This window comes from Streptomyces sp. NPDC093089 (assembly GCF_044754405.1).
Lineage (GTDB): Bacteria > Actinomycetota > Actinomycetes > Streptomycetales > Streptomycetaceae > Streptomyces.
Map to the genome: position 1 here is coordinate 598680 of NZ_JBIVPA010000003.1, position 23931 is coordinate 622610.

At 69.1% G+C, this 23931-nt stretch carries 9 protein-coding genes and 1 pseudogene; 7 read left to right on the forward strand and 3 right to left on the reverse strand.

From position 1 onward, the window contains the following. Positions 1-373 precede the first annotated feature (373 nt). The 3 genes from ACIQFX_RS09675 to ACIQFX_RS09685 all read left to right on the forward strand — a co-directional run bounded on the left by ACIQFX_RS09675 (position 374) and on the right by ACIQFX_RS09685 (position 2267). Entirely contained in the window at positions 374-949 is a 576-nt protein-coding gene (locus ACIQFX_RS09675; protein WP_402460515.1) for a hypothetical protein, read from the forward strand. A 287-nt stretch (positions 950-1236) separates the two neighbouring features. Further along, positions 1237-1713, forward strand: a complete 477-nt coding sequence (locus ACIQFX_RS09680; protein ID WP_402460516.1) for a hypothetical protein — start codon at positions 1237-1239, stop codon at positions 1711-1713. Then, complete coding sequence (locus tag ACIQFX_RS09685) at positions 1710-2267, forward strand: hypothetical protein (protein WP_402460518.1); 558 nt, start codon at positions 1710-1712, stop codon at positions 2265-2267. Before ACIQFX_RS09680 ends, ACIQFX_RS09685 begins: the two co-directional genes overlap by 4 nt. Positions 2268-2713: 446 nt before the next feature. On the opposite strand, the gene ACIQFX_RS09690 is transcribed toward ACIQFX_RS09685, so the two are convergent. Beyond that, positions 2714-3907 (reverse strand): HEAT repeat domain-containing protein, encoded by a 1194-nt coding sequence (locus tag ACIQFX_RS09690; protein ID WP_402460520.1) that lies wholly within the window; start codon positions 3905-3907, stop codon positions 2714-2716. Positions 3908-4388: 481 nt separating this feature from the next. On the opposite strand from ACIQFX_RS09690, the gene ACIQFX_RS09695 reads away from it, so the two are divergent. Further along, on the forward strand, positions 4389-6374 hold the full coding sequence (locus tag ACIQFX_RS09695) for a hypothetical protein (RefSeq protein WP_402460522.1): 1986 nt from the start codon (positions 4389-4391) through the stop codon (positions 6372-6374). Positions 6375-7470: 1096 nt separating this feature from the next. Here ACIQFX_RS09695 and ACIQFX_RS09700 read toward each other — a convergent pair. After that, positions 7471-11523, reverse strand: a complete 4053-nt coding sequence (locus ACIQFX_RS09700; RefSeq protein WP_402460524.1) for an FG-GAP-like repeat-containing protein — start codon at positions 11521-11523, stop codon at positions 7471-7473. 1494 nt (positions 11524-13017) lie between these two features. Between ACIQFX_RS09700 and ACIQFX_RS09705 the strand changes: the two genes are divergently transcribed. The 3 genes and pseudogenes from ACIQFX_RS09705 to ACIQFX_RS09715 all read left to right on the forward strand — a co-directional run. Further along, positions 13018-19173, forward strand: coding sequence for an RHS repeat-associated core domain-containing protein (locus ACIQFX_RS09705; RefSeq protein WP_402460526.1), 6156 nt, complete (start codon positions 13018-13020; stop codon positions 19171-19173). Further along, on the forward strand, positions 19170-19856 hold the full coding sequence (locus ACIQFX_RS09710; RefSeq protein ID WP_402460528.1) for a hypothetical protein: 687 nt from the start codon (positions 19170-19172) through the stop codon (positions 19854-19856). The genes ACIQFX_RS09705 and ACIQFX_RS09710 overlap by 4 nt, the downstream gene beginning before the upstream one ends. Positions 19857-20118: 262 nt before the next feature. After that, positions 20119-20376, forward strand: a pseudogene (locus ACIQFX_RS09715) (MerR family transcriptional regulator); the annotation flags it as partial. Positions 20377-20474: 98 nt separating this feature from the next. On the opposite strand, the gene ACIQFX_RS09720 reads toward ACIQFX_RS09715, so the two are convergent. Beyond that, on the reverse strand, positions 20475-23918 hold the full coding sequence (locus tag ACIQFX_RS09720) for a hypothetical protein (RefSeq protein ID WP_402460530.1): 3444 nt from the start codon (positions 23916-23918) through the stop codon (positions 20475-20477). Between the last annotated feature and the right edge of the window lie 13 nt (positions 23919-23931).

Genomic DNA, 23931 nt, shown 5'->3' on the forward strand with positions numbered 1-23931 from the left:
TCCGACGGATCCCTCGTTGAACGCATCCACACCCTCGCGCAGCCCTCGAGCCACACCGAAGATCTCCAGGCTGGGCCGGCTCAGACTGCTTGCGCTTGAGGAAGGAAAAGGCGGCCCGGTGGTACTGCTCCCAGAGCGCATCTGGGCACCGGGCCTCACCCGCGCACGCCATATCGGCGCGGGCTGCCGCTGACCCTATCCACCCGCCTTGCTCGTCAACAGAGAGGAGGCCGGAGGTGGTCACGCATCGTGGCTTGATCCTCTGACGACCGTCAGGCACGACTGAATCTCTCCGGTCCCCGGCGCAGCGTTGAGCCACTAGGTTGCCTGTGCGATCACGCACTGACTGGAGGGACGCTTACACACGTACAAGATGACCGAGGAATTCGCCGGGGCGATGGTGACGGTCATTCCCCTGCTGGGGAGCGCTGAGTTCCTGAAGGTCTCCGGCACGTTCATGGAACGCCTCATCCCGACCCTTGACCGCGAAGGTCTGGAAGTAGTGCACAAGCTCTTGGGGCGTCAGCATGATGTGGCGACGCCTTCCCAGCCAGAGGAGCCGTCGCCGCTGGAACGGTTGGGAAGCATGCTGCATAAGGAGGTTCGGTTCTGGACGAACACTGCATGGCTTATCCTCGCGTGCCTTCACGTCTACGCAGAGTTCCGCCTGATTCAGTGGCTCGCTACAACGGAGCGCCCCGAAGCCCCTGCCATGGCCCAGTACGTCACAAAGATCGCGACAGCCGGTTTTGTCATGCTCATTCTCGGTGCGCTCGCCCCGCCGGCCTTGCTCATCCACCGGCGCTTCACTATGTGGGTCATCCGGAAGGACATAACTGGCATATCCACGATCTTCAAGCTGACAGGTCGCCTCTTTCTGCCCCCACTCCCAGACCTTGCAGCCCCCCAGGGGCAGCACCAGACCAGCGACCGACAGCCGACAAACTGATCCCTGCTCGGCACTCGTCTCGGTGGTGACCGGCACGACCGCCCCGCCCCCTTCATTTGGCAGGCGGAGGCGCACTTTCGGTGCCGGGTCTCTGCGAATCCGGAGGCTGCACGTAGGGTGCGGGGCACGTTCATCGCTGCTGTTTCGCCCCCGTCTACCGGAAAACGACGGTCATCTGGTGGCTGCTCCATGCCCTTCGCGAGCGCGGCTACGACGTCAAGGGCTTCGACTCGGACGAGTCCAAGCAGCTCTATCGGTGGTGGCAGGCGTCGGACCAGGATTTCGAGGTGACCCGCCTTGCGGACACCCGCTTCCACGAGGAGGCACCGGACGCCCTGCCGGAGGGGCACATCGGCGCGGTCGACTGCGGCCACCTGGAGAACCACGCGGGCATCGGATACTCCGTACTGCGCGTGGCGGACCTGGTCATCGTCGTGTGCGCGGCAACCAATGGCGACGTGGAGCGCCTGGAAGAGCTGCCCATGGATGGCTTCCTGGATCTGGCCTGGGACAAGAAGAAGGACCCGAACGCCCCTCGGGCGAAGGAGTGGGTCCTCCTGGTACGCGTCCAGCCTGGCGCCAGGACGGCTCCGGAGGGCATCCGCAAAACGCTGGTGGATGCTGGCTGGAACGTGTTCACAACGATGATTCCGGCCGTCCAGCGGTACGCGAACACGGGCGAGGGTCAGCCGATCGATGCGCCCGGCTCGCACTTCGATGAGCTGGTGACGGAGCTGGAACAGCGGGGGTTGATCAGCAAGTGAGCAGCAAGACCAAGCCACTGACTCCGGAGCAGCTGCGGGCGAAGCGCGAGGAGCGGCGGCGCAGGGAGCAGGAAGAGACCGGCGGCGGCGTGGTTCTGCGCGAGGAGGACGTGGCGCAGGGCCGGGCTCAGCCGATGATTCGGTGGGATCAGCTTCCGGCAGCGGTGGATGCGCCCGATGCGAAGGGGCCGCTGACGGCAGAGGAGGCAGACTCCTGGGAGCTGTGCAAGCGTTCCTTTGCCCAGTACAAGGAAGCCTGGTTCGTCGCGGCGACCGCGCTGGATATCTCACTGCGGGGCCGGCTGTGGCGGGCGGACTATGAGACCGCCGAGCTGTTCATCCGGGATGTGGCGGACATGTCGACGTCCAACGCGTACCGACAGATCTCCGGGGCTCGGATTGCGGCGCTTCTGTCCGAGCCGCCGCGTCTCGAACTTGAATCGAACGATCTGTCCCGCATGCGGGACTCGCAGGACAACCTGCGCCGGCTCGCCAGCTTCCAGGTTCAGCAGAAGGGCGGCACCCCTCGGTGGGTGCCGCCCTTCGGTGCGTGACGCAGAACGCCTGACGGGCTACGCCTGTCGCCCTGCCCCGCTCTCGCGCACGCGGCTGGACGGGTCAGTGGCCGGTACTACGGAGCGGGCTCGTACTCCACCAGTGCGGCCGGGCACTCAGCCGCGAGCGATGGGAGGGCGCCCGCCTCCGCCTGGTCAACGAACAGACCCCAGCGGAGCTTCGTCGCCGTCCACTCCGTGGCGTACCGGCACCGGGCGCTGGCGGCCGGCGGCTGCCACTGCGCCGGGTCCTGGTCCGCCTTTGACCGGTTTGAGCGGGCGCTCACCGCGATCAGTGAAATCGGCGAGTCCTGATCGTTCCCGTATGCCTCACGGCGCTCAGCGCTCCACGAGGAGGCACCAGCTGCTGGGGAGCGGTACTCGAACCCTGCGGTATTCCTGATTCCTGTCTGGAACCGGTGGCTGCCAAGCCCGAGCAGGCGTCCCTACTGGTGCGGCCGCGGTCCGGTCAGGAGGGTCCTGATGGCGTTGCGGTCTACAGGAAGGTCAACGTCGTCGAACCAAGGGGTGACGAGGTGGGTGTATCGCCAGCACACGTCGCGGGCGGCGAGAGCGTCCAGGTAGCGATGCTGGGCCGGGGTGAGCTTGGCACCCTGGTTGTAGCCGGAGGGGAATGCCGCGGCGAGCAGTGGCCCCCAGTCTTCGGCGATGGTGAGGTTGCTGCAGAAGGGCACGGAGGCCAGGGCGGCCGGCAGGAGTTCCTCGAAGTCGCCGGCGCGGTCGATGGCCGTGGCCAGGAGAGCGTGCCGTAGGCGGCCTGTGATGTGCGGCAGTGGGTCTCCGGCCCAAGGGTCGGCACGGGTGGGTTCGAGGAACCAGGAGTCGATGGCTGCGGGGTCGAGCAGAGCGTGGAGGATCGTCCGCGTCGCCTTGGTGTTGTCGGCGCAACCCGGTGACAGCGCGGCGCAGGCCCGGATGGCGGGGTCCGGGTCCGTGAGCAAGGCGGTGGTGTCCTCGCCCCAGGCGCCGATCGTCAAGACGACCGTCGCGCGTTCTCTCCGGTCGCTGCTCTGGGCGAGCAGCCGTTGAAGGGTCTGGGTCGTTCTGGAGATTCGGTCGGCGAGCTCGGGAGATTGGAGGAGTGCGGTGGTGGCGCTGAGGGCGGCCTCTCGGACGGCGGGGTCTGGGGCGAGGAGGTGCGGGGTCACGGCGTCGTAGATCGGGCCGCGGACAGCGCGGACCGCATCGGTGACGCCCGGATCATTACCGTCCTCCTCGCCCGTCGCCTCGCCGTAGGCTGCCGAATCCGTGATCTGGCCCAGCCATTCCAGCAAGGCCGCGCGCAGTGGCCGAGGCCGGTCATCCCCGGTGGAGTAGTCCTCGTGGCTGGCAAGGGTCCGGGGGTGGTTCAACACTGCGGCTACGTACAGCGCGGCCGGCGCCGTCGCGCTGTACAAGGACTCCTGATGCAGAACGGACATGTCCAGCAGTCCCAGTGCTCCCGCTTGAACGTCCGGGTCATCGTCCAGGAGCTGGAGCAGACGATGTGGCGTGTCATGCGCCTGTCCGTAAGCGTGCTCCAGCGAGGCCCAGTCCGTGCACTCGATCACGGAACGCGGATCAGGCAGTCGGCCATCTCCGGCCTGGCCGCAAATTGTGTGCTCATCCTCTGTCGTCACATGGAAAGCATCCCCCTGCCACTGACAAGCCTCGTGGCCAGACTCCAGGAACGTCGGGTCGGTGTTCGAGGGCGGTGGTCAGGGCCGTGGGGCGGCGACGCGGGCTTGAAGGTAGGTAGTCCAGTCGGAGGCCGAGCGGCGTCGCCAGTGTGCGGCGGTGACGGGGTGAAGGCCCACCCACCAATCCCACAGAACTAACGAAAAGATCAGTAGTAGCAGTGCACTCTCGAAGATCTCCGCCCGGATCCGGAACAAGCCGCCTACCCTGCCCGTGATCGCACGGCAGCCCGGGTCTCGGTATCCGTCATCAGGCCTGACAGCTGCCCGGCCACCCCCAAAGTAGCGACAGATCCCACAAGGTGAACCAGAGTCAGAACTCGTGATGGGAGCCGCCGCGGGGGCCCTGCCCGGGGCGGAGCCGCAGACGGGGCCCGGTCATAGGTCCGAAGTGACGTCGCCCGGGGAGGGTCGTTTCCTCAGTATGCAATTCCTTCGGGCGGAAGCCCGCTACCGGACCACGTCGATACCCACTCCGCGGCCACCGTCACGTGACGCCGCCGAGGCGGTGCTCGTCGAGCACTACCCCGCCCTGGTACGACTGGCGCACCTGATCCTGCCGCCGGGACTTGGCCGCCACCGCAGGGTGCTGGCCGCCCATGCCCTGGTCCAGCGGAGCCTCTGCCGCGCGGGAGCCGGTTCACGGAGTGGACCGGAGCCTGGGGAGGCAGACTCCGTCGGTGACGCCCCTCGGATCCCCACGCCCCGCACGGACGGGACCGTCGGAGGCTCGGCCCACGACTGGCTCCGCGCCCGGATCGTCCACGAGGCCCTGCGGCCGCCGCTCCGGGTCTCGTACGGAGCGGCCCTGCCCAGAGTGGTCGGCCTGCGGCTCTTCCCACGGGCCGGCGGAACGGACGAACTCGCCCTCGACCGCGCGCTGGCGGCAACCGAGCCCGCGACGCGTGCGGCCCTCGCCCTGACGTCTCTCGAAGGCCTCGCTCCGCCGTCCGCCGTGGCCCTGCTCCGCGAGGCGGGCGCGGCCGATCCCGAGCGGGCCGTGCGGGAGGCCGAACGGCTACGGATGCTCCGCGCCGTCGGCGTGACCGAACTCTCCACCGACGTGGCCGAGCTCCTCAGGCGCCCCGAGTTCGATCCCTGCACAGTCCATCTGCACCCGACCGATCTGCTGCGCCGTCGCCGCCGCGTCCGGCTAGCCGCTCTCGTCGGCACCGTGGCGCTGCTCACCGGGACCGCCGCCGGCGTCCTGGATGGATCACCCGCCACTCCCGCACGGTCGGCAGGGTCCGTGGCCCCGGCCGGGGTGGCCCCGGTCCTCGTCCCGGCCGACGAGTGGGCCGACACCTCGCGCGTCGACTTCACCGCTTGGCCTGCACGCGGAAACCGCACCGGCGACCAAGGCATGATCAGGCGGGCGACGGCGGCGTGGGCGGGCGGCGCGTCGGCCTCGGCCGGCCTCGAGCGTCCGTCGCTGTTGTACGCGGGCACCGTGGACGGGACGGGCGTCGTCCTGCTGTGGGCCGCAGGCATGCTCGTCCGCTACACCGAGCCAGGTACAGCCCACGGCAGACCCGCGCTGGTGAAGACGCCGGCGCACAACAGCGACGTGACCACTGCGGCGGCCGTCGTTCTCTCCCGCAGGAGCGACCGGACCCGCTATCTCCTCGCCCCCTGGGTGGCCGAGGCCGGCCTGCGCGATCTGCACGCTCCCGGCTCCCCCGTGCGGCCCTTGCGTGTGGCGGCGGACGGAACCACCGAGCCCGTGGCGGACGCTGAGCCGAACAGCGCCACGACACACTGCGGCGACGTACCGGTACTGCAGTTGCGCTCGTCGCGCCGGATCGTGGAGGACCACGCCTTTCTTGTCGCCGATCTGGGCGGCACCATCCCCGCGCACCTGACGTGGACGCCCCTGCCGGTCCCTGGTGAGCAGGCCCGTCGACCACGCGAAGCCACCGGCCCGCTCGGGCTCGCTGCCTGGGCGCACTCGGCGTGTTCGCTCGTGCGCCTCCGAGGCAGCGACGTCCGATCCGTCAACCGCTGGGAGTTCGCCGCGCAGACTCTGCCCGAGAACGCGGGGCGCGCCCTGTGGGTGTGCTCGCGGGCCGACACATGGGCGGGGCGGGGACAGGCGGACATCACACTGGAGGTGCCGGGACGGACCGTCCCCGTCACCACCGTGCACCACACCGCGGCCTGCGGGCGATTCGGGCAGGACATCCTCGCCGGGACGTCCTGGTCCGCACCCAGCGGAGCGCGCTACGTCCTTGCCGCGGGCAGCCGACGCGTGGTGGGCGTCACCGCAGCAGGTGCGGTGCAAGCAAGTTCCCGAGAACAGCTGCTGGCCGCACGCGGCGGCGGGGCCGCTCCACTCCGCCTCGTCGGACGCCTTGCGGACGGCTCGTCGCTCCAGGGGTGGACGTCCCGTTCGATCGAAGGCGGCGGGTGAGCCGACGCACCATTGCCGCGGGCCGGTTCCCGGGCGACGCCGGAACCGGCCCGCCCGGCAAGGGCCACGCCCAAGTCGGCTGTCCTGCGGTGTTCAGGTCATGGAGGAGACGGGCCAGCTGCGGGCCGGCGGTCGCGGCGCCGTCCGGGACGGTGGGGCCGTGGACGGTGCGGAGTTCGGTGAAGCGTGCCAGTTCGTGCTCGTAGAGGCTTACGGCCTCACGGGTGCGCGCGTCCAGGTCATTGCGCGGAGCCGTGCGGTGCAGATGCAGAAGCGGTGGGTCGATGGACTCGGCGATTGCCGCGGCGAGCCGGGCGTGGCCGTCCAGGATCAGCTGGCAGTGCAGGCCGCTGACCCACCACATGAGGACCGGCGGGAGCGTCCCGTCGCGAGCTTGCTTGCGGTACGCCTTGACCCGGCTGTCGTCGGCGTCGGGCAGCGGCCGCAGCGGCAGGATCTCCCAGGAAGAGGAATGGACGAACCAGTCGATGTATCCGTTCGGATGGTCGTCGACGAGCATCTCGCTCCAGTACGCGGCGTGCGAAGTGTCGGGGTGACGCCGGCGCCGGAACGGACTCTCGCAGGAGAGCAGCCATCGGCCGTCGTGCAGGGGGCTGTCCGGTGCGTCGGCGAAGTACTGAGCGAAGCGGTGAGCCCACCGTTCCGGGCTGCCGGCTAGGGCGCGGCCGATATCGGCGCGCAGCGGTGGGACAAAGGAGTGGTACGCGTCGGTGCGCCAGAAGTCGACGCCCTGGAAGTGCTCATCGACGAGGGCGAGCAGCGCAGGCCGCGACAGTTGGGAGACCAGCAGTCGGGGCCCGGCGCTGAGCACGCACAGTCCGGGCCGGGGGCGGTTCCGCACGTCCAGGGACAGGCCCGCCCACGTGCCGTCATCCCGCCTCACCTCGCCGCGCTGCATAGCGAGAGATTAGACGGCTGGTGCGGGGGACATCGATGGCAGCCCTGGCTGCCGGACGGGCTTTGACCTGCGGCGCGGCGAGTCGGTGGAGAGGTTCGCAGCGGGTGGGGAACGCGAAGGGTGGGACCCCGTCCGGGACGGGGCCCCACCCTTATCCGTGGCGTGTGGTGCCGGTCGTCAGAGGATGACGTCGAAGGACTGCCAGCCGGTGCCGATCAGGGTGCGGCCACTGGGGAGGTAGTCGTACAGCTCTCCGTTGTTGGTCACACCGACGGACTCCGCTGCGCCGTCGCTGTTGAGGTCGGTGGCGAAGGGGTTCCAGTAGCCGTTCCACCAGCCGTTGCCGTTGAAGTACCGGGCGCCGAAGCTGATGCTGCCGTTGTTGGTGCTGGTGTTGGGGTAGACGTACAGGTCGCCCTGGTCGGTGCGGCCCATGATGTCGACCTTGTAGTCGCCGTTCATGTCGGCGAAGCGGATCGTGGTCCACGATGCCGGCCACCAGCCGTTGCCGATGAAGACCCGGCTGCCGAAGGTGCTGGTGCCCGTTCCGCCGGTGCCGGGGTAGACCCAGAGTTCGCCGCCACTGTCACGGCCGATGGCGTCGGTGCGACCGTCTCCGTTGATGTCACCGAAGCCGAGGGTGTCGTACATGTTCCAGCCGACGCCGATGAGGGAGGGGGAGCCGAAGGGGTAGGTGCCCTTTCCGTCGGTTCCCGGGTAGAGGTGGAGTTCGCCGTTGCGGTCGCGTCCGACGATGTCGGTGTATCCGTCGTTGTTGAGGTCCGTGTTGTAGGCGTTCGTCCACCAGTCGCGCCACCAGCCGTTGCCGACGAAGTAGCGGCTGCCCAGGGTGTTGGTGCCCGTTCCGCCGATGCCCGGGTAGACCCACATGTCGCCGTTGGCGTCGCGGGCGAGGACGTCGGTGTAGCCGTCGTCGTTGTAGTCGGGTCGGCTCTGGCCGCCGCTGGTCCAGTGGCTCCTGCCGACGGCGTCGTAGAGGACCAGGACTCCGCGGGCGAGCACGACGGCGTAGGAGTTGGGCTTGTTGCCGGTCTTGCTGCTCCACAGGGTGGTGGATCCGTTGGCGGTGTAGACGACGAGGGCTCCGTCGGCCTGCATGCGGGCGAAGGCGCCCGGGTTTCCTGCGGTGTTGGTGGCCCAGACCGGCTTGTTGTCCTTGGTGGACAGCACCAGGTTGCCGTCGGTCTGCATGACGAGCTTGGCGCCGGTGGTGGTGAACTGTTCGCCGGAGGCCAGAGTGGTGCCGGACGCGATCCGTGCGCCGACCACCGCGTCGATGTCGAATCCGCCGGAGAACGAGCCGACGGCGCCGCCGATGATCTGGCCGTACCAGCCGAAGACGGTGTTGTCGGCCTTTCGGGCCCACAGGTCGGTGACGCCGTCACCGGAGAGGTCGCCGACCGAGCCGACCTCGGGGTAGAGCTTCTGGGTCACGCCCGTGCCCACCTTGGTGCGGGTCGCGGAGCCCCAGGTCGCCAGGTCGACGGTGACCTTCTTGTCGGTGCTCGGCTTGCCGTAGGTGCGCAGGATGTCGCCGTTGGCGTTGTCCCGGAGCCAGAGGTCGGGGACGTTGTCGCCGTTGAGGTCGCCGGGGGTGATGACGCTGTACTTGTCCCAGTCCTCCCCGCCGACGAGCACGGGCGCGCCGTGCATGTCCAGGAGGAGGTTGCGCTCGCCGAAGTAGGCCCACAGGCGCTTGCCCTGCTTGACCAGCAGGTCGGCTCGTCCGTCGCTGTTCAGGTCACCGGGGTTGATGATCTGGGAGGCGCCCTGCCAGTGGTCGTCGCCCTCCTCGGTGCAGCCCATCTCCTCGTCGCGGACGGGGCAGCTCACGTTGATCTGCTGGGTGCTGTTCGCCTGCACGAGGCCGAGGCCGTTGTTGGAGTGGACCCAGAGCTTGTCGAGGTTGTCGTTCGCGTCGTGTCGCAGGGTGATCAGGTCGTTGTAGCCGTCCTGTCCCCAGTCGAGCGAGCTGGTCGTCAGGGCCGAGCCCAGGCCGCTGATGCCGCCGTTGGTGGTGGTGGAGAACTTCGCGTTGCCCTGGCCGGCGTAGGTCAGCAGGGTGCCGTAGCTGTCCTTGCTCCAGATGTCGCGGTGGGTGTCGCCGTTGAGGTCGCCGGGCTGGTCTCGCGCGGTGGACCGGCCGGCGTAGAACAGGTAGGCAGCGGTGTCGGAGCGGTTGCCCGCGGGGTCCTGGCTGAACGCGTAGACGAAGTGCGGGCCGACGCCGGGCGGGGTGAGCTGGACGGTGGTCGAGCCGCCGGCGGGAACGGTGACGCTCTTCACGTCGGGGTTCCAGTCGGTGTAGTAGCCGTACCAGGTGACGTCGTCGACGCCGTTGGCGGAGAGGGTGAAGGAGCCGGGGGTGCGGGCTTTGCCGGTGCCGGCGGGCCAGCCGTTCTCACCATTGGGGAAGGTGGTCGACGTGATCTTCGGCTTCTCGGTCGGTCGGGTGCGGTCCAGGGTGAACTTGCACGTCTGGCTCCAGGCCGAGTACTCGCTCTGGTCGTACGCGCGCACCTTCCAGGTGTAGCTGCCGGTGGGGAGCTTGGCGTCGGGGACGACCAGGGTGGAGACGCGGTCCTTGAGTCCCGGGATCCACTCGTCGGCGACCATGGTTCCGTCGCTGCGGAAGACCTGGAACTGGGCGGAGAGGTTGCCGGCGTTGGGGTCGGTCACGTACGCGTAGAGGCTGACGGTCGTGTTGCCGATGAGGCCGCCGTTGGCGCAGTCCGTCTTGGGGTTGGTGCCGAGGCCGGTCGGTGTGGCGGGCGGGTTGTTGTAGACCGTTTCCAGGGTCGCGGTCTTCGGGTCGAACTTCTTCCAGCCGAAGGTGTCGGACTCGTTCTCGGCGTACATGCCGAGGGTGATGCTCGTGTCGCCGGCGGCGGCGATGCGCTGCATCTTCCAGGTCAGGTCGAACTCGAGGTTGCCTGCCGGGCAGCTGCTGGACCAGCCCTTGGAGGCGTTGACGTTGTAGAGCCAGTCGATCTTGGCGGGCTGGTTGTTCCAGGTGGTCTGCTCGCCGATGCCCTTGGTGTGCCACAGCTGTACGGGCCGGTCCTGGCAGGACCAGGACCAGACGTTCTTGATGCGGAAGGTGGAGCTGATCACCTTGGTGCCGCGGACGTTGGCCGTGTCCATCTGGAAGAAGGACCGTGACAGGCCGTTCGTCTCGTTCTCGTATCCGACGCGCGCCACCTCATTGGAGTTGAGGTAGTTCTTGGTCGGGTACTTCTTCGACACCCGGGTCCAGTTGTTGCGCCCGCCCCAGGCCCAGGAGGGGTCGATGTAGACGGGGTAAGTGGTGTCCGCCGCCTTCAGGAGCTGCTGGTCCGGGGTGATCTGCAGGGTGCTGCCGCTCACGGAGGTCGCCATGACGGCTTCCTTGGACCCGGACGGCTGCTCGAAGGAGCTGTCAGGCTCGGGGACCTCGGTCTCCGTCGCCGTCAGGGACCGTGCCGCGGCCGACTGCTTGAGGCTCTGCGGGGCGGCCGTGCCGCTGCCCGTGGTGGTGGAGTCCCACATGATGGGGGACGGGCTGGTGAACACCGTCTGCCCGGCGGGGTTGGTCGCGGTCACCGTGCCGGTCGCGGGGTCGGTGGCGACCGTGACCCCGACCGTCGACATCGTGTACTTCAGCTGGGTGAGCGCCGGGTTCGCGGCCGCCTGCGGGGTCTTGACCACGACGAGCTGGGAGAAGCCCTCGACCTCGGCCTTGAGCTGGAGGTCGACGCCGGGCAGTACTTCGGCGTAGGTGGCCACATTGCCGTTGAGGGTGGGCTTCGGCAGCGCTGACGGCCAGGAAAGCGACAGTGTGCGGCCGTCCTTCACACCGGTGAGGAGCGGCCCGGTGCCGCCACCCGAGAAGGTGACGACGACGGTGGTGGCCTTGGGCTTCACCGATCCGTCGGCGGCGAACTCGAGCGTCGGGTCCGTGGCGACCCATGCGCCGCCCCGCAGCACACGTACCGGCTCGCCGTACTTCTTCTCGGAGAACGTGCCGTCCGGGTTCACCCAGGTGTCGGACAACTCGGTCCGGGCGGAGGTCAGTTCGACCGGCTTCCCGGTGCTCTTCGCCTCCTGGAGGGCCTTGTCCTCGGGGCTGACACTGCCGTCGTCCTCGGGTGTCATGACGGTCGCCTGCGCCCGCTCGGCGGCCGTCGCCGGCGGTACGCACAGGGCTATCGAGCCCACGAGTGCTACCACGGTGGCCTGGTGGAGAGTCCGTCTCCAGCGACTCCTGCTACGCGTACTCGACAAAGGGGTTCTCTTCTCTGAGTGCGGTGGTGCTCGGGCAGTGCCGTCCCTCGAACGTGGCCCGTCCTCCGGGGAGTCCAGGCTGCTGCGTGGCGGCGAGCCGGAGTGTCGGTGGGGTGGCGCAACGCGTGCGAAGGCAGCCCGGAGGGGTCCTGCCCCCCCCGGCTGCGCCTCCGCGCCAGCGCAGACTAGTCGATCGTCGAGCGGGCGCGACCGTAATTCCGGAAGTTACCGTGAGAGGAATACGGATTCGAAGAGAAGCCTCAAATGAACCTCAAATAAAGCGGCTTGAGGCAGCCGACGCCGACGCCCGCCGGGGCGCCCGGCGGGTGTTCGTGTCCGTTTCGCCGGGTGGCGCGCGAGGGCTCAAGTTCCGCTCAAATGGCTTGCCGGGCACGTGGGCCGGTGGGACTCTCGCGCGCGAGTTCCCGCTGTTCGTCGCGAGGGGGGCTTGTCGCGTCCTGGGGTTCTCCACCGCGTCAGAGCGGGGCAGTATACGTTTCGTATGAGCGAATTCGATTGCGTTCGCAAGCGCCCTGTCCGTACGGGGTCCCATTTCCCGTCGGAATGAATTATTCCGATGTTGTCTTTCGTGATATCGCGTACGGTCGCGAAGGGTCGCTCCGGTGCGGGGGCTGTGTGCCCGTGCACACCGCTGGATCCGACCGGCCCGGCGAGCCGGCCTCGGGTGGGGGCCGGCCACCGCGTGCGCGGATGCTGCGCACGATCCATGTCGCCGGATCGACCGGCACGGCATCCGCCGGGCGGCCGTGGCGGGCCCTGATGAGTTCCGGTCCGGGTCGCACTCCGCGTTCGCCAGCGGAAAAGCGGCTTTTCGTGAGATTGCCGTGATCAACTCGGGCTTTTCCGAAAGAAGTACGGGAGCACGCTCGCTCCCGCCGGAGGCAGCGTGACGCCCTCGCCGGCCCGGCCGTCGGCGTCACCCTCGGTTGCCGGGGGTCCAGCCGCGTAGAGCGGGGGCGCCCTGCCTCGATCTCCGGTCGAGAGTCGCGGTCGAGGCCGAGGCCGAGACATCCCCCGGCCGCTCGTGCGCGAGAGGGCCGATGGGGCGCCGCTCTCGCGGAGCGCCCCTGCTTCAGACGGGGCAAACCGGCCCCAATGGCTTCGATGTCCTCTGTCGCGCAGAAAAGGGGCGGCGTCGGAGTCATCGGTGCGGGAGCGCAAAACGCCCGATCGTCAATCGATCGGGCATGATTTCGCGGTTTTCCGTGCGGATCTCAGATCTTGCTCAAGTGATCGCCTTCCCGGGCGCGCGCACTGCTAGCGTTCGGCGACATTTTCCGCTTTACGCGAGAGGTGAGTGTGAGAGTTCCACGAATACGCGGCTCCGCGGCCGTTATGGCCGCCGCGATCGCTATGGGCCTTCTGCCCACATGGGGAGCCGTGACAGCTAATGCGGATGAAAGAACTCCGCTTCCTGGATTGCACCAGCCGAAACCAGTCCCGGTCAAGAACGCGCGCATCGGCGGAGCCAAGAGACCCGACGCCGCGGCGGCACACGCCTGGAAGGGCGGCCCCAAGGTCCTCTGGCCCGGCGCTGCGACGGCCGAGGTGGAACTGGCCCCCGTGAGCGGCAAGCCCGCCTCACGGCGAGGAGTCGCACCCGTACCCGTACGGGCCGCGAACCTGCCCGTGGCCGTCGCTCTGACCGATCAGGGACAGTCGGCCGCCGCCCCCGGGCCGAAGGGCGGCAAGGCCACGCCGCCGTCCGGCACCAAGACCCAGGCCACCGTCAAGGTCAAGGTCAAGGTCTCCGAACGGGCCGCCGCACGCAAGGCCGGAGTCGACGGGCTGCTGCTGTCCGTGGGGCGCTCCGACGGCGCGGCGAAAGCCGTACAGACCCGCGTGGAAGTGAACTACGCCTCCTTCCGCGGCGCGTACGGCGGCGACTGGGCGGCACGACTGCGGCTGGTGCGGCTGCCGGCCTGTGCGCTCACCACGCCCGACAAGGCCGAGTGCCGCATCAAGACCCCGCTGGCGACCACCAACAACACCCGAACCGGGACGCTGAGCGCACCGGTCGGTGTCGGCGCGACGACCGTCCTGGCCGCCGCCGCCGAAGAGGCCGGCGCCAGCGGTGACTACAAGGCGACGTCCCTGCAGGCGGCCGGCTCCTGGAGCGCCGGCGAGTCGATGGGCAGCTTCGCCTGGTCCCACCCGATCAACGTGCCCGCCGTACCGGGCGGGGTCCAGCCGAAGATCTCCCTGGACTACAACTCGCAGGCGGTGGACGGCCGTACGGCCGCGTCCAACAACCAGCCGTCCTGGATTGGCGACGGCTGGTCGTACGAGCCCGGCTTCATCGAGCGCCGGTACAAGTCCTGCAACGACGACAAGACCAACGGCACCAACACCACGCGCGTCGGTGACATGTGCTGGTTCAACGACAACGCGACCCTGTCGCTGGGCGGCAAGTCCACCGAACTCGTCTACCAGGCGGGCAAGGGCTGGCACGAGGCCGCCGACAACGGCACGAAGATCGAGAAGCTGACCGGAGCCGACAACGGCGACGGCGGCACGGACGGTGTCGACGGCAAGGGCGAGCACTGGAAGGTCACCACCGCCGACGGCACGCAGTACTTCTTCGGCCTCAACCGCCTCCCGGGCGCGACCACCGGTTCCCCCTCGACCAACTCGACCTGGACCGTGCCGGTGTTCGGCAACCAGTCGGGTGAGCCCTGCTACAACGCGAGCTTCGCGAGCGGCTGGTGCCAGCAGGCATGGCGCTGGCAGCTCGACTACGTCGTCGACCCGCGCGACAACGCCATGGCGTACTACTGGAAGACCGAGACGAACAACTACGGTCGCAACGTCTCGGACGTCACCGGCAAGGCCACGGTCACCCCGTACATCCGGGGCGGCTACCTGGAGCGGATCGACTACGGCCTGCGGAACGACGCCGTCTACTCCGGCAAGGCGATGGCGCAGGTCCACTTCGCCGTCGACGAGCGCTGCCTCGCGAACTGCGGCACGTTCGACGAGACCAACGCCAAGAACTGGCCCGACGTTCCCTTCGACCAGTACTGCAAGGACGGCTCCACCGAGTGCAAGGACCAGTTCTCCCCGACGTTCTGGTCCCGCAAGCGGCTCGCCTCCCTCACCACCAAGCTGCTGACCGGCGGAGCCTACAAGGACGTCGACACCTGGACCCTGAGCCATGACTTCCCCGCCTCCGGCGACGGCATCTCCACGCCCATGTGGCTCAAGTCCATCCAGCGCACCGGCCTGGCGGGCGGCAGCGTCGCGCTCCCGGCCGTGACGTTCGCCGGTGAGCAGAAGGCCAACCGCGTCGACAAGACCGGTGACGGCCTCGCGCCCTTCATCCGCCTGCGGATGTACCAGATCACCACCGAGACCGGCGGCACGATCGGCGTCACCTACTCCGAGCCGGAGTGCACCGCGACGACCCTGCCGGCGGCCGACGCCACCAACACCACCCGCTGCTACCCGGTGAAGTGGGCCTACGAGGGCTACGACGCCAAGCTCGACTGGTTCAACACCTACGTGGCCACCCAGGTCGTCGAAGGCGACAACCTCGTCGAGTCCCCGGACAAGGTCACGTCCTACTCCTACCTGGGCGGCGCCGCCTGGGCCAAGAGCACCGACGAGCTCACCGAGGCCGACGACCGCACCTACTCCGTCGCCCGCGGCTACGAACGGGTCCAGACCCGCGTCGGCACCGCCTCCGACCCCAAGACCCTCACGGAGAACCGCTACTTCCGCGGCCGGGACGGACAGGACGTCAAGGACTCGGCAGGCGTCGCGGTCACCGACCGCGACACCTTCGCGGGCATGCAGCGCGAGAAGATCACCTACAACGGCGACGACACGAACAAGCTGGTGACGGCGACCTCGTACACCCCGTGGCGCTCCACGGCGATCGCCACGCGCACCCGCTCCGGCCTCCCTGACCTCGTCTCGTACCAGACCGGCGTACAGAAGGAGTCGACCCGCACCACCGTCAACGGCGGAACGCGCACCACCGAGACGGACCGCACCTTCGACGGCTACGGCATGGTCGCCACCGAGTCCACGACCGGTGACACCGCCAAGACCGGCGACGAGAGCTGCAAGACGACCAGCTACGCCCGCACCAACGCCGGCAGGATCCTCGACAAGGTCAGCCAGGTCGAGACGGTCGCCGTCACCTGCGGCGCCACCGCGGCCCGACCGGGCGACGTGATCGACGACGTCCGGACCTACTACGACGGCGGCGCGCTCGGCGCGGCACCCACGAAGGGCAACGTCACCCGGTCCGAACGGATCAACGGCGCGGGCAGCGGCTACGACGCCACCACCGCCACTCCGGCCGCCGACTTCGACGTCTACGGCCGAGGTCTCACGGTTGCCGACGCCTTCGGCAGGATCACCAAGACGGCGTACACCCCGGCCACGGGCGAAGCCCCCACGAGCGTCGCCGTCACCAACGCGCGCAACCACACCACCACCACCCAGATGGCCCCGCTGCGCGGCCAGCCCACACAGGTGACCGACCCCAACGGCAAGATCACCACCACTGCCTACGACGCGCTGGGCCGCGTCACCAAGGTGTGGCTGCCCACCCGCTCCGCCACGACCTACCCCAATTCCCCCAACAGGGTCTTCGACTACCAGCTCCGCAACGACGCGCCGGCCGTCATCACGGCCAAGACCCTGGCCCACGACGCGACCTACCAGACGGAGTACTCCTTCTACGACGGTCTGCTGCGGCCCCGCCAGACCCAGACGGAGTCCCCCGACCGGGCCGGCCGGCTCCTCACGGAAACCTTCTACGACACCCGCGGCCAGGCGTGGCGCACCTCCGGCGTGTTCTTCGCGACCGGGGCGGCCGAGCCGGTCCTCGCCACCGGCCAGGAGCTGAAGTACCCGGCGTCCACCGACACCGAGTACGACGGAGCCGGGCGCGTCACGGCCCAGATCTCCAAGCGGTTCGGCGACGAGACCCGGCGGACCGTCACCCAGTACACGGGTGACACCACCACCGTCGTCCCGCCCCAAGGCGGCACGGCATCGACCACGGTCGTGGACGCGCTGGGACGCACCATCGAGTCACGGCAGTACACCGACGTCGCCCGCACCTCCTACCAGTCCACCCGCTACGGCTTCGACAAGCGCGGCAGGATGGCCACCATCACCGACCCCTCGGACGCCACCTGGACGTACACCTACGACGTCCGCGGACGTCGGATCCAGGTCGACGACCCCGACAAGGGCACCACCAAGACCACCTACGACCAGGGCGACCGCTCCACCGACGTCACCCACGTCGGACGCGGGATCACCCTGCACACCGACTACGACGAGCTGGGACGCAAGACCGCACTGACCAAGGGCACCACCACGCTCGCGTCGTGGGACTACGACACCGTGGCCAAGGGGCAGCTGTCGAAGTCGACCCGCTGGGTCGGCGGCAAGGCGTTCGAGTCCGCGATCACCACGTACAACAGCCTCTACAAGCCGGTCGTCACCCAGCTGACCGTCCCCGACGGCACGGACGCGCCCGCGGGCGTCTACAAGTGGACCACTTCGTACAACCTCAACACCGGCGACGTGATGTGGACCCAGCACCCCGCCATCGGTGACCTGCCGGCCGAGAAGGTCGCCAACACCTACACGGCCGGCTCCGGTCTGCTGAACACGGTCGGCGCGGGCGTCGACCCGATCGTGTCCGCCATGACCTACGACCACTACGGCCGCAACACCCGCATGGAACTCGGTGAGTTCGCCCAGCACGTATGGGTGTCCAACGAGTACGACGAACACTCCGGCGTCCTCAGCCGCACCTACACCGACCGGGAAGCGGCCCCCCAGCGCGTCGAGGACACCAGCTACGGCTACGACCCCTCGGGCAACGTCGTCTCCGTCGCCACCGCCTACGGGCAGGACGCGAACCGCACCACCGACACCCAGTGCGTCGACCTCGACCCGCTGGGCCGCATCACCGAAGCCTGGACCAACACCGGTCAGCAGTGCGCCGACACGCCCTCGACGTCCGTCGTCGGCGGGCAGGACGCGTACTGGACGTCCTACACCTACGACGTGATGGGCAACCGGAAGACCGAGACCCGGCACACCACCGCCTCGGGCCCGGCCGCCACCCGCTCCTACGCCGCGCCGACCGCCGGCAAGCACAATCTGCCCAAGGTCACCCAGACCGGCGCCGACGCACACGACGAGACCTTCTCGTACGACGCGGCCGGCAACACCCGCACCCGCAAGATCGGCACCGCCGCCCAGCAGACCCTCGGCTGGGACGACGAGGGACACCTGGCATCGGTCACCGAAGGAACGACCGAGAAGGCCGCCTACTTCTACGACACCGAGGGCCAGCGACTCCTCGCCAAGGACTCCACCGGCACGACGCTCTACCTCCCCGGAGGCAACGAGCTGCGCCGCAGCACCAGCGGGGTGCTGAGCGGAACCCGCTACTACATGTCGGGCACGCAGACCATCGCCGTACGCAAGGGCGGAAAGCTGACGTTCGTACTCGGCGACCACCACGGCACCGGCACCACTCAGATCACGGCCGACGCCGCGCAGACCGTCACCCGCCGCAAGTCCACTCTGTTCGGCGCCGCGCGCGGTACCCAGCCCACCACCTGGTCCGGTGACAAGGGCTTCGTCGGCGGCACGAACGACGCCGCCACGGGCCTGGTGCACCTCGGTGCCCGCGAGTACGACCCGTCGACCGGACGCTTCATCTCGGTCGACCCGCTCTTCGTCACCGAAGACCCGCGCCAGCACAACGCGTACACGTACAGCAACAACAACCCGCTGACCCTGAGCGACCCGGCCGGCACCGAGATCGGCTCCCCGCCCAACTCGTGCCTGTACGACCTGGCCTACTGCTCCAAGGACATCCAGGACTCCGTCGGCTACACCCCGAAGACCACCAGCAGCGGTGGCGGTGGCGGTGGCGGCGGTGGCGGCGGTGGCGGTGGCGGTGGAGGCGGTGGAGGCAGCTCGTCCTCCAAGCACTACTGCGACGGTTGCCAGCCCCTGCCGCCCAGGCTGCCCAAGGGCGTCGTCGTGCCCGACGGCCCCCCCGGCACCGAGGCGATATCCACCGTCGTGGCCTACCAGGGCCCGTGGACCGACTTCTCCACCGGCGCCAACGTCCGCGAGGTCACCGAAGACCAGACGCTGTCGTTCACCTACACCTACGCCGCCATGTACGCGGCGATGGAACAGTTCGCCGACAAATTCGGCTGGTCGGCGTCCGTGAAGGCAGGCGGAAAGGCCAGCATCCCCCTGGTCGCCGAAGGCTCGGTCGAGACGACGTTCGGCCTCAACGGCGACTACACCTGGACCAACTCCGACACCAAGACCAACACCTCGACGGCCGCCGAGGCCAGCACCATGCAACTCAAGAAGGGCGAACTGTACGGCTACGTGCCCTCCGGCTACGTCACCCGGTACGACACCATCTACAAGGACGCCAACGGAAAGACCACGACCAGGAGCTGGGGCACCTTCGACATCCACACCTGGCAGGGCAACAAGTTCAAGGAAGCCCCGCCGAACCTGGTGCGACTGGACGTGGTCATGTGCACCCAGGTAGGAACCTGCGGCCGATGACCCGCCACCGAACCCGCGCCGCACGCCTGCTCCTGGCGGCCACCGCAGCCGTGCTCCTGGCAGCGGGCTGCGGACCCCAACCGACCGCGAACCCGTCGGCCGTCACACCGGCCAGCCTCGCATCCCCCACCACCCACGCAACTCCCAGCACGCACGAACCCGACCTGGCGCCACTCGAGACGGCCCTCGCAGCCCAGGCTCGCCAGTCCGGCGCAACCCCCACGAACAAAGGACTCAGCCTGGCCCGACAGTCCGGGAAATCCGCCTCCTACCTATGGGAGACCACCCACGGCAAAGTCTGTTTCGGACAGACCTCCTCCGGCGCGGCGCAGGAGATCGCCTGCAGCGCCGGACGAGCAACACCGGAAGAGAAGAACTCAAGCCTCGCGGCACTCTTCGGCCCCGGAATGGGCTTCGCGGAGTCGTACGTCGTCTTCGCCTCCCAGCCTGGAGCGACGGTGACATCCGTGAAGTACCGTGGAAAAGAGCTGTCCTGGCGACTCGTCAGAACCCTCAGTCCGGAACGGACAGGCCGGGACGTCTACTACGTCGCCCTGCCCGACGCCCACCGAGGGTGGATCGACGTGACCCTGAAGCAGGCTGACGGGCAATTGAAGCCCGACCGACTGCGGGTCACCATGGGCGGCGGCTCCCAGGCCCCCGCCACATCTTCGGCCCACTGATCCGAGCAGCTGAGGGTCGCACCCCGACGGAACGCCCGTCGGGGTGCGGACCCACCTCGGGCGGGCCCGCGCGACGTGCCACGGCCCAAGGTCTCAGCGGCATTCTGGTGATGCTCGCCGAGGAAGTGAAGAAGAACTGACGGCTGATCGGGTGAGTTGGCCTTGCGCTGTCACGAGGGGCCGCTCTGCCGGCCTCCCCCCGATGATCGGCGGGCCCCCAACGGCCAGGCCACCGGCTGCAGTCGGTCCAGCTCGTTGCCGTCCGATCCGGCGCTCCGCCGGCGGGCGCCGAGAGTTCACCGAGGGCAATGTGTTCTGGATCGGCCCGCTTACGTGCCTGCGCGAGGCCGGCCTCGGCATCGCGGACCGCAGAGAGTTCGTCGCCATCCTGCGCACCGAGCGCTCTCCGCAGGACCGGGTCCCCTTTCTCCGCGAGCGCCGCACCGCCCTGGCGGAGCGGGCCGCGGCCCTGCGCCGGGCCATGGAGGTCCTCGACGAGGAGATCGCCTCCTACGGTTGAGCGCGCGGACTCCTGCCTGAGTGCCACGCCGCCCGTTCGGCGGCCGGTCCCTGTTCTCCGTTGGGCGGAAGCCGTCTGTCAGGCGCTGGCTTCTCGGATCACCGCAGGTCATCCCATGACCAGCGGAGCGCGGCTCTCCCGTCGGGTTCCCTGCCGAACGTGAACCGCTTTCGGCGATCGCCGATCGACGCGAAGTCATCGAATTGCCCTGCGCCAGGCTGTCGTTCGGCCAGGGCCGCAGCTTGTCCGTGTTCCCCGATGTTCTGCAGAAGGGCCAGCAGAAGGTTCACGTCGGGCGGATCGTGGACGGAAACCCGCGCGGCGGGGTCTCGGGCCAGCAGCGTGGCTACCTGCTCCGCAGTACCGCATACCCGGAGTGTGGCCAGCAGGTCTGTTACTGCGGCCGGGTCGTCGAGGGGGGTGTGTGCGGCGGCCCGTTCGGCCAAGGCAGCTGCCTGATCGCGTGCTCCGGCACCATGAAGACGTTGCAGCAGCACAGCGACGGCCGACGGCTTGTCCAAGCGTACGTGGTTGGCGGGGTCCCGTGTCAGCAATGCGGCAGTGTGCTCGTGCGCCCCGCATGCCTTCAGCGCGTCCAGCAGGTCGCTCACGGCGGCCGGGTCGTCGAGGGAGGTGTGTGCGGCGGCCCGTTCGCTCAAGGTTGCTGCCTCGTCCCTCGCCCCCACACTGACCAGACCGCCCAGCACCCTGGCCACGTCGTACGGATTGTCGAGGGGCGTGTGCACGGCCGCCTCTTGGGCCAGGGTTGCGGCCTGCTCCCTCGCCCCGGCCCTCACCAGATGCCGCAACACCCCGGCAACGGCGACGGGGCGGTCGACGGGAGTGCGTGCGACGGCCCGTCGGGCCAGGGCTTCCGACTGGTCCTGGGCACCTGCCATCCGTAGATCCAGCAGCAGGGTGGCCACGGCGCGAGGGTCGTCCACGGGGACATGTGCGGCGGCGCGCTCGGCGAAAGCCGCGGCCTGTTCGTGCGCTTCGACTTGCACGAGACCGTGCAACAGTGCGGCTGCTGCGTCCAGGTTGTCGAGGTGGGCGTGTGTGGCGGCTCGTTCGGCCAGGGTTCGTAGCTCCTCCTTTGCGCAGACCCGCTGAAGATCAGCCAGAAGTGAGGCCACGGCGTCAGGGTTGTCCACGGGGGCGTGGAGGGCAGCCCGTTGGGCCAGAGCCGCTGTCTGCTCCCGTGCCCCGGCCCTGCCAAGCGGTGCGAGCAGCATGCCCACGGCCGACGGACTGTCGAGGGAGACGTGTGCGGCCGGATTCCGGCTCAGGAGCGTGGCCACCTGCTCCTGAGCCCCGGCATCCCGCAGAACGGCCAGCAGCTCGGCCACGGTACGCGGGTCGTAGAGGGGGGCGTGCTTGGCGACGTGTTCGGCGAAGGCTGCCGCAGGCTCCGGCTCCCATATCTGCCGTAGGCCATTCAGCAGCGCCCGGACGACGCGCGGGTTGTCCAGGGGCGCGTGTGCGGTGGCTCGTTGGGCCAGGGCGGCTGCCTGCTCCGAAGTGGCGGGCCCCGTGAGGTGGTTCAGCAGCTCGACGACGGCGTGGGGGTCGTCCATGGGGGAGTGGGTCGCGGCTCGTTGGGCCAGGGACGCCGTGTGTTCCCGCGCCCCGGCTTCCCTGAGGCCGTTCAGCAGCTCGGCCACGGCGTACGGATCGTCCAGCGGCGTGTGCAGAGCGGCCCGTTCGGCCAGCACCACTGCCTGTTCCTGCGCTCCCACCTCCATCAGATGATGCAACAGCCCGGCCACGGTACGTGGGTTGCCGAGGGGGGCTTGTGTGGCGGCTCGTTGGGCCAGGGCCGCAGCCTCTTCCCCTGCTCCCCTCCGTTCCAAGACGTTCAGGAGTTCCACTACGGCGGAGACGTCGTCGAGCGAGACGTGAGCGGCGGCGTACTGAGCGGGGCGTTGGTCTGCGGGGGAGAGGAGGTGCATGTGGTCGACGAGAGCGGCCGCGGCGTGGGGATCACCCTGCTTGGTCGCGCGTTTGTGGAGTTCAGCTGCATTGCGGAACAGGCCGCGGGCCATGGCCGCGTTGCCCAGGACGGTCAGGTCGGCGGGGTGGGCGTGATCGGCGCCGGCGGTCCAGAAGGCGATGGGCGGGATCGTCTCGGCACGGTGTCGGCGGCCGTGGTGGTGGAGGTAGTCGGCCAGCCGGTACGACGGCCCCGCTGCCCCGGGACTCTGTCCGGCAGCGGGGCCGGTGGTGCGCTGATTGCGGTTGCTGCCGGTCTTGACGGGGATGAGGATGCCCGGGGTGCCGTGGCAAGGGGTGGTGAGGTAGTCGAGGGCCTGTTCCACCCCGTTGTCGTCGGTCTGGTTCCATTCGCTGTCGGTGAGGTAGCCGGGGGCGGCTTCGGTCAGCCAGGCCAGAGGGATGTGCGGTCCGGCGCCGAGGCGGAGGGCGTCGATGGCGGTGTGGAGCAGGGCCCGGGCGGCGGGCGGCGCGTTGTCGTAACGGTCCAGCAGGGCCGGTCCGCCGGCCAGGTACTGGGTGATGCGGCCGTCCCGAGCATGTGTGGCGGCTTCCCTGAGCCGGGGATCGCGGCCGGCTGTGTCCGCCAGGGTGGCCAGGTCGACTCCACTGAACGCATCCGGCACCCTGATGCTGTGCCCGTCCAGCAACTCCCGGGTCTGGGCATGCCGGTCGGGGACGGCACGGGTGGTCAGGGTGTCCCACTCGTCCGGCCAGAGTGTGGCAAGTACCAGCACCGGACCGGGCCGGTTGTGCAGCAGGGTTCGCAGGCCCGCCGCCACCCGCTCGCCGACCGCGTCGGGCGTCAGGTAGAACTGGGCCTCGTTCAGCCACACCACGGTGTACGGGGCGAGGTCGTCCAGCCCCGCCAGGGCGGCGTCGGGGCGGGTGGGGGCAAGGGGATGCCACAGTCGCCAGGGTTCGTCCCGTGCGCGCAGCGGGTGGAGGGCTTCCCAGCAGGCCCGGGTCTTACCAGTGGAGGATCCGCCGACCAGCACCACGATCCGGCTGGTGCCTTTCGCGGCGTGTGCCACCACCTCGGCCAGCGCATGGTCGTGCTCGCGCGGCACATAAACGGGCAGTGCCGGCAGGCCGGCGACCGGGGATCGGATCGCGCGGTGCACCTCCAGATCGGAGGTGAAGGGGTCGGTCACCTCCGAAAGAGGCCGGCCGGGCCGCAGACGCCGCAGCGCTGCCCGCGCCTGCTCCGCCTCGACCGCGGTGCCCGTCGCGTCCGCGCGTCGGCGGGCTTCGCCCAGGTAGGCCCGTCGCCACCGCCCCGGGTCAAGTACCGCCTCCGCCTGGCCACCGCCCACCCCGACACGCTCGGCCTGGGCGCGTACTGCTCGCACCAGTGTCAGCAACGGATCGATCTGCTGCGGGAACTGGCCATCGCGCAGCCATTTTCCGATCGTGGTCGGGCTGACCCCGGCTGCCTTGGCGATCGCGCGGTCCGAGGGCAGACCCCTGAGACGGGTCTCACGGAACGCGACCAGCCTTGCGATCAACGCCGTGTACGACGGCTCCCGCCCTGCGGGCTCTGTGGGCACGGCGCTTCTCCCT

What these genes read in the sequence shown, in the direction of transcription:
- ACIQFX_RS09675 (WP_402460515.1), top strand. Translation starts at nt 374, where the DNA reads ATGACCGAGGAATTCGCCGGGGCGATGGTGACGGTCATTCCCCTGCTG.
- ACIQFX_RS09695 (WP_402460522.1), top strand. Translation starts at nt 4,389, where the DNA reads ATGCAATTCCTTCGGGCGGAAGCCCGCTACCGGACCACGTCGATACCC.
- ACIQFX_RS09710 (WP_402460528.1), top strand. Translation starts at nt 19,170, where the DNA reads ATGACCCGCCACCGAACCCGCGCCGCACGCCTGCTCCTGGCGGCCACC.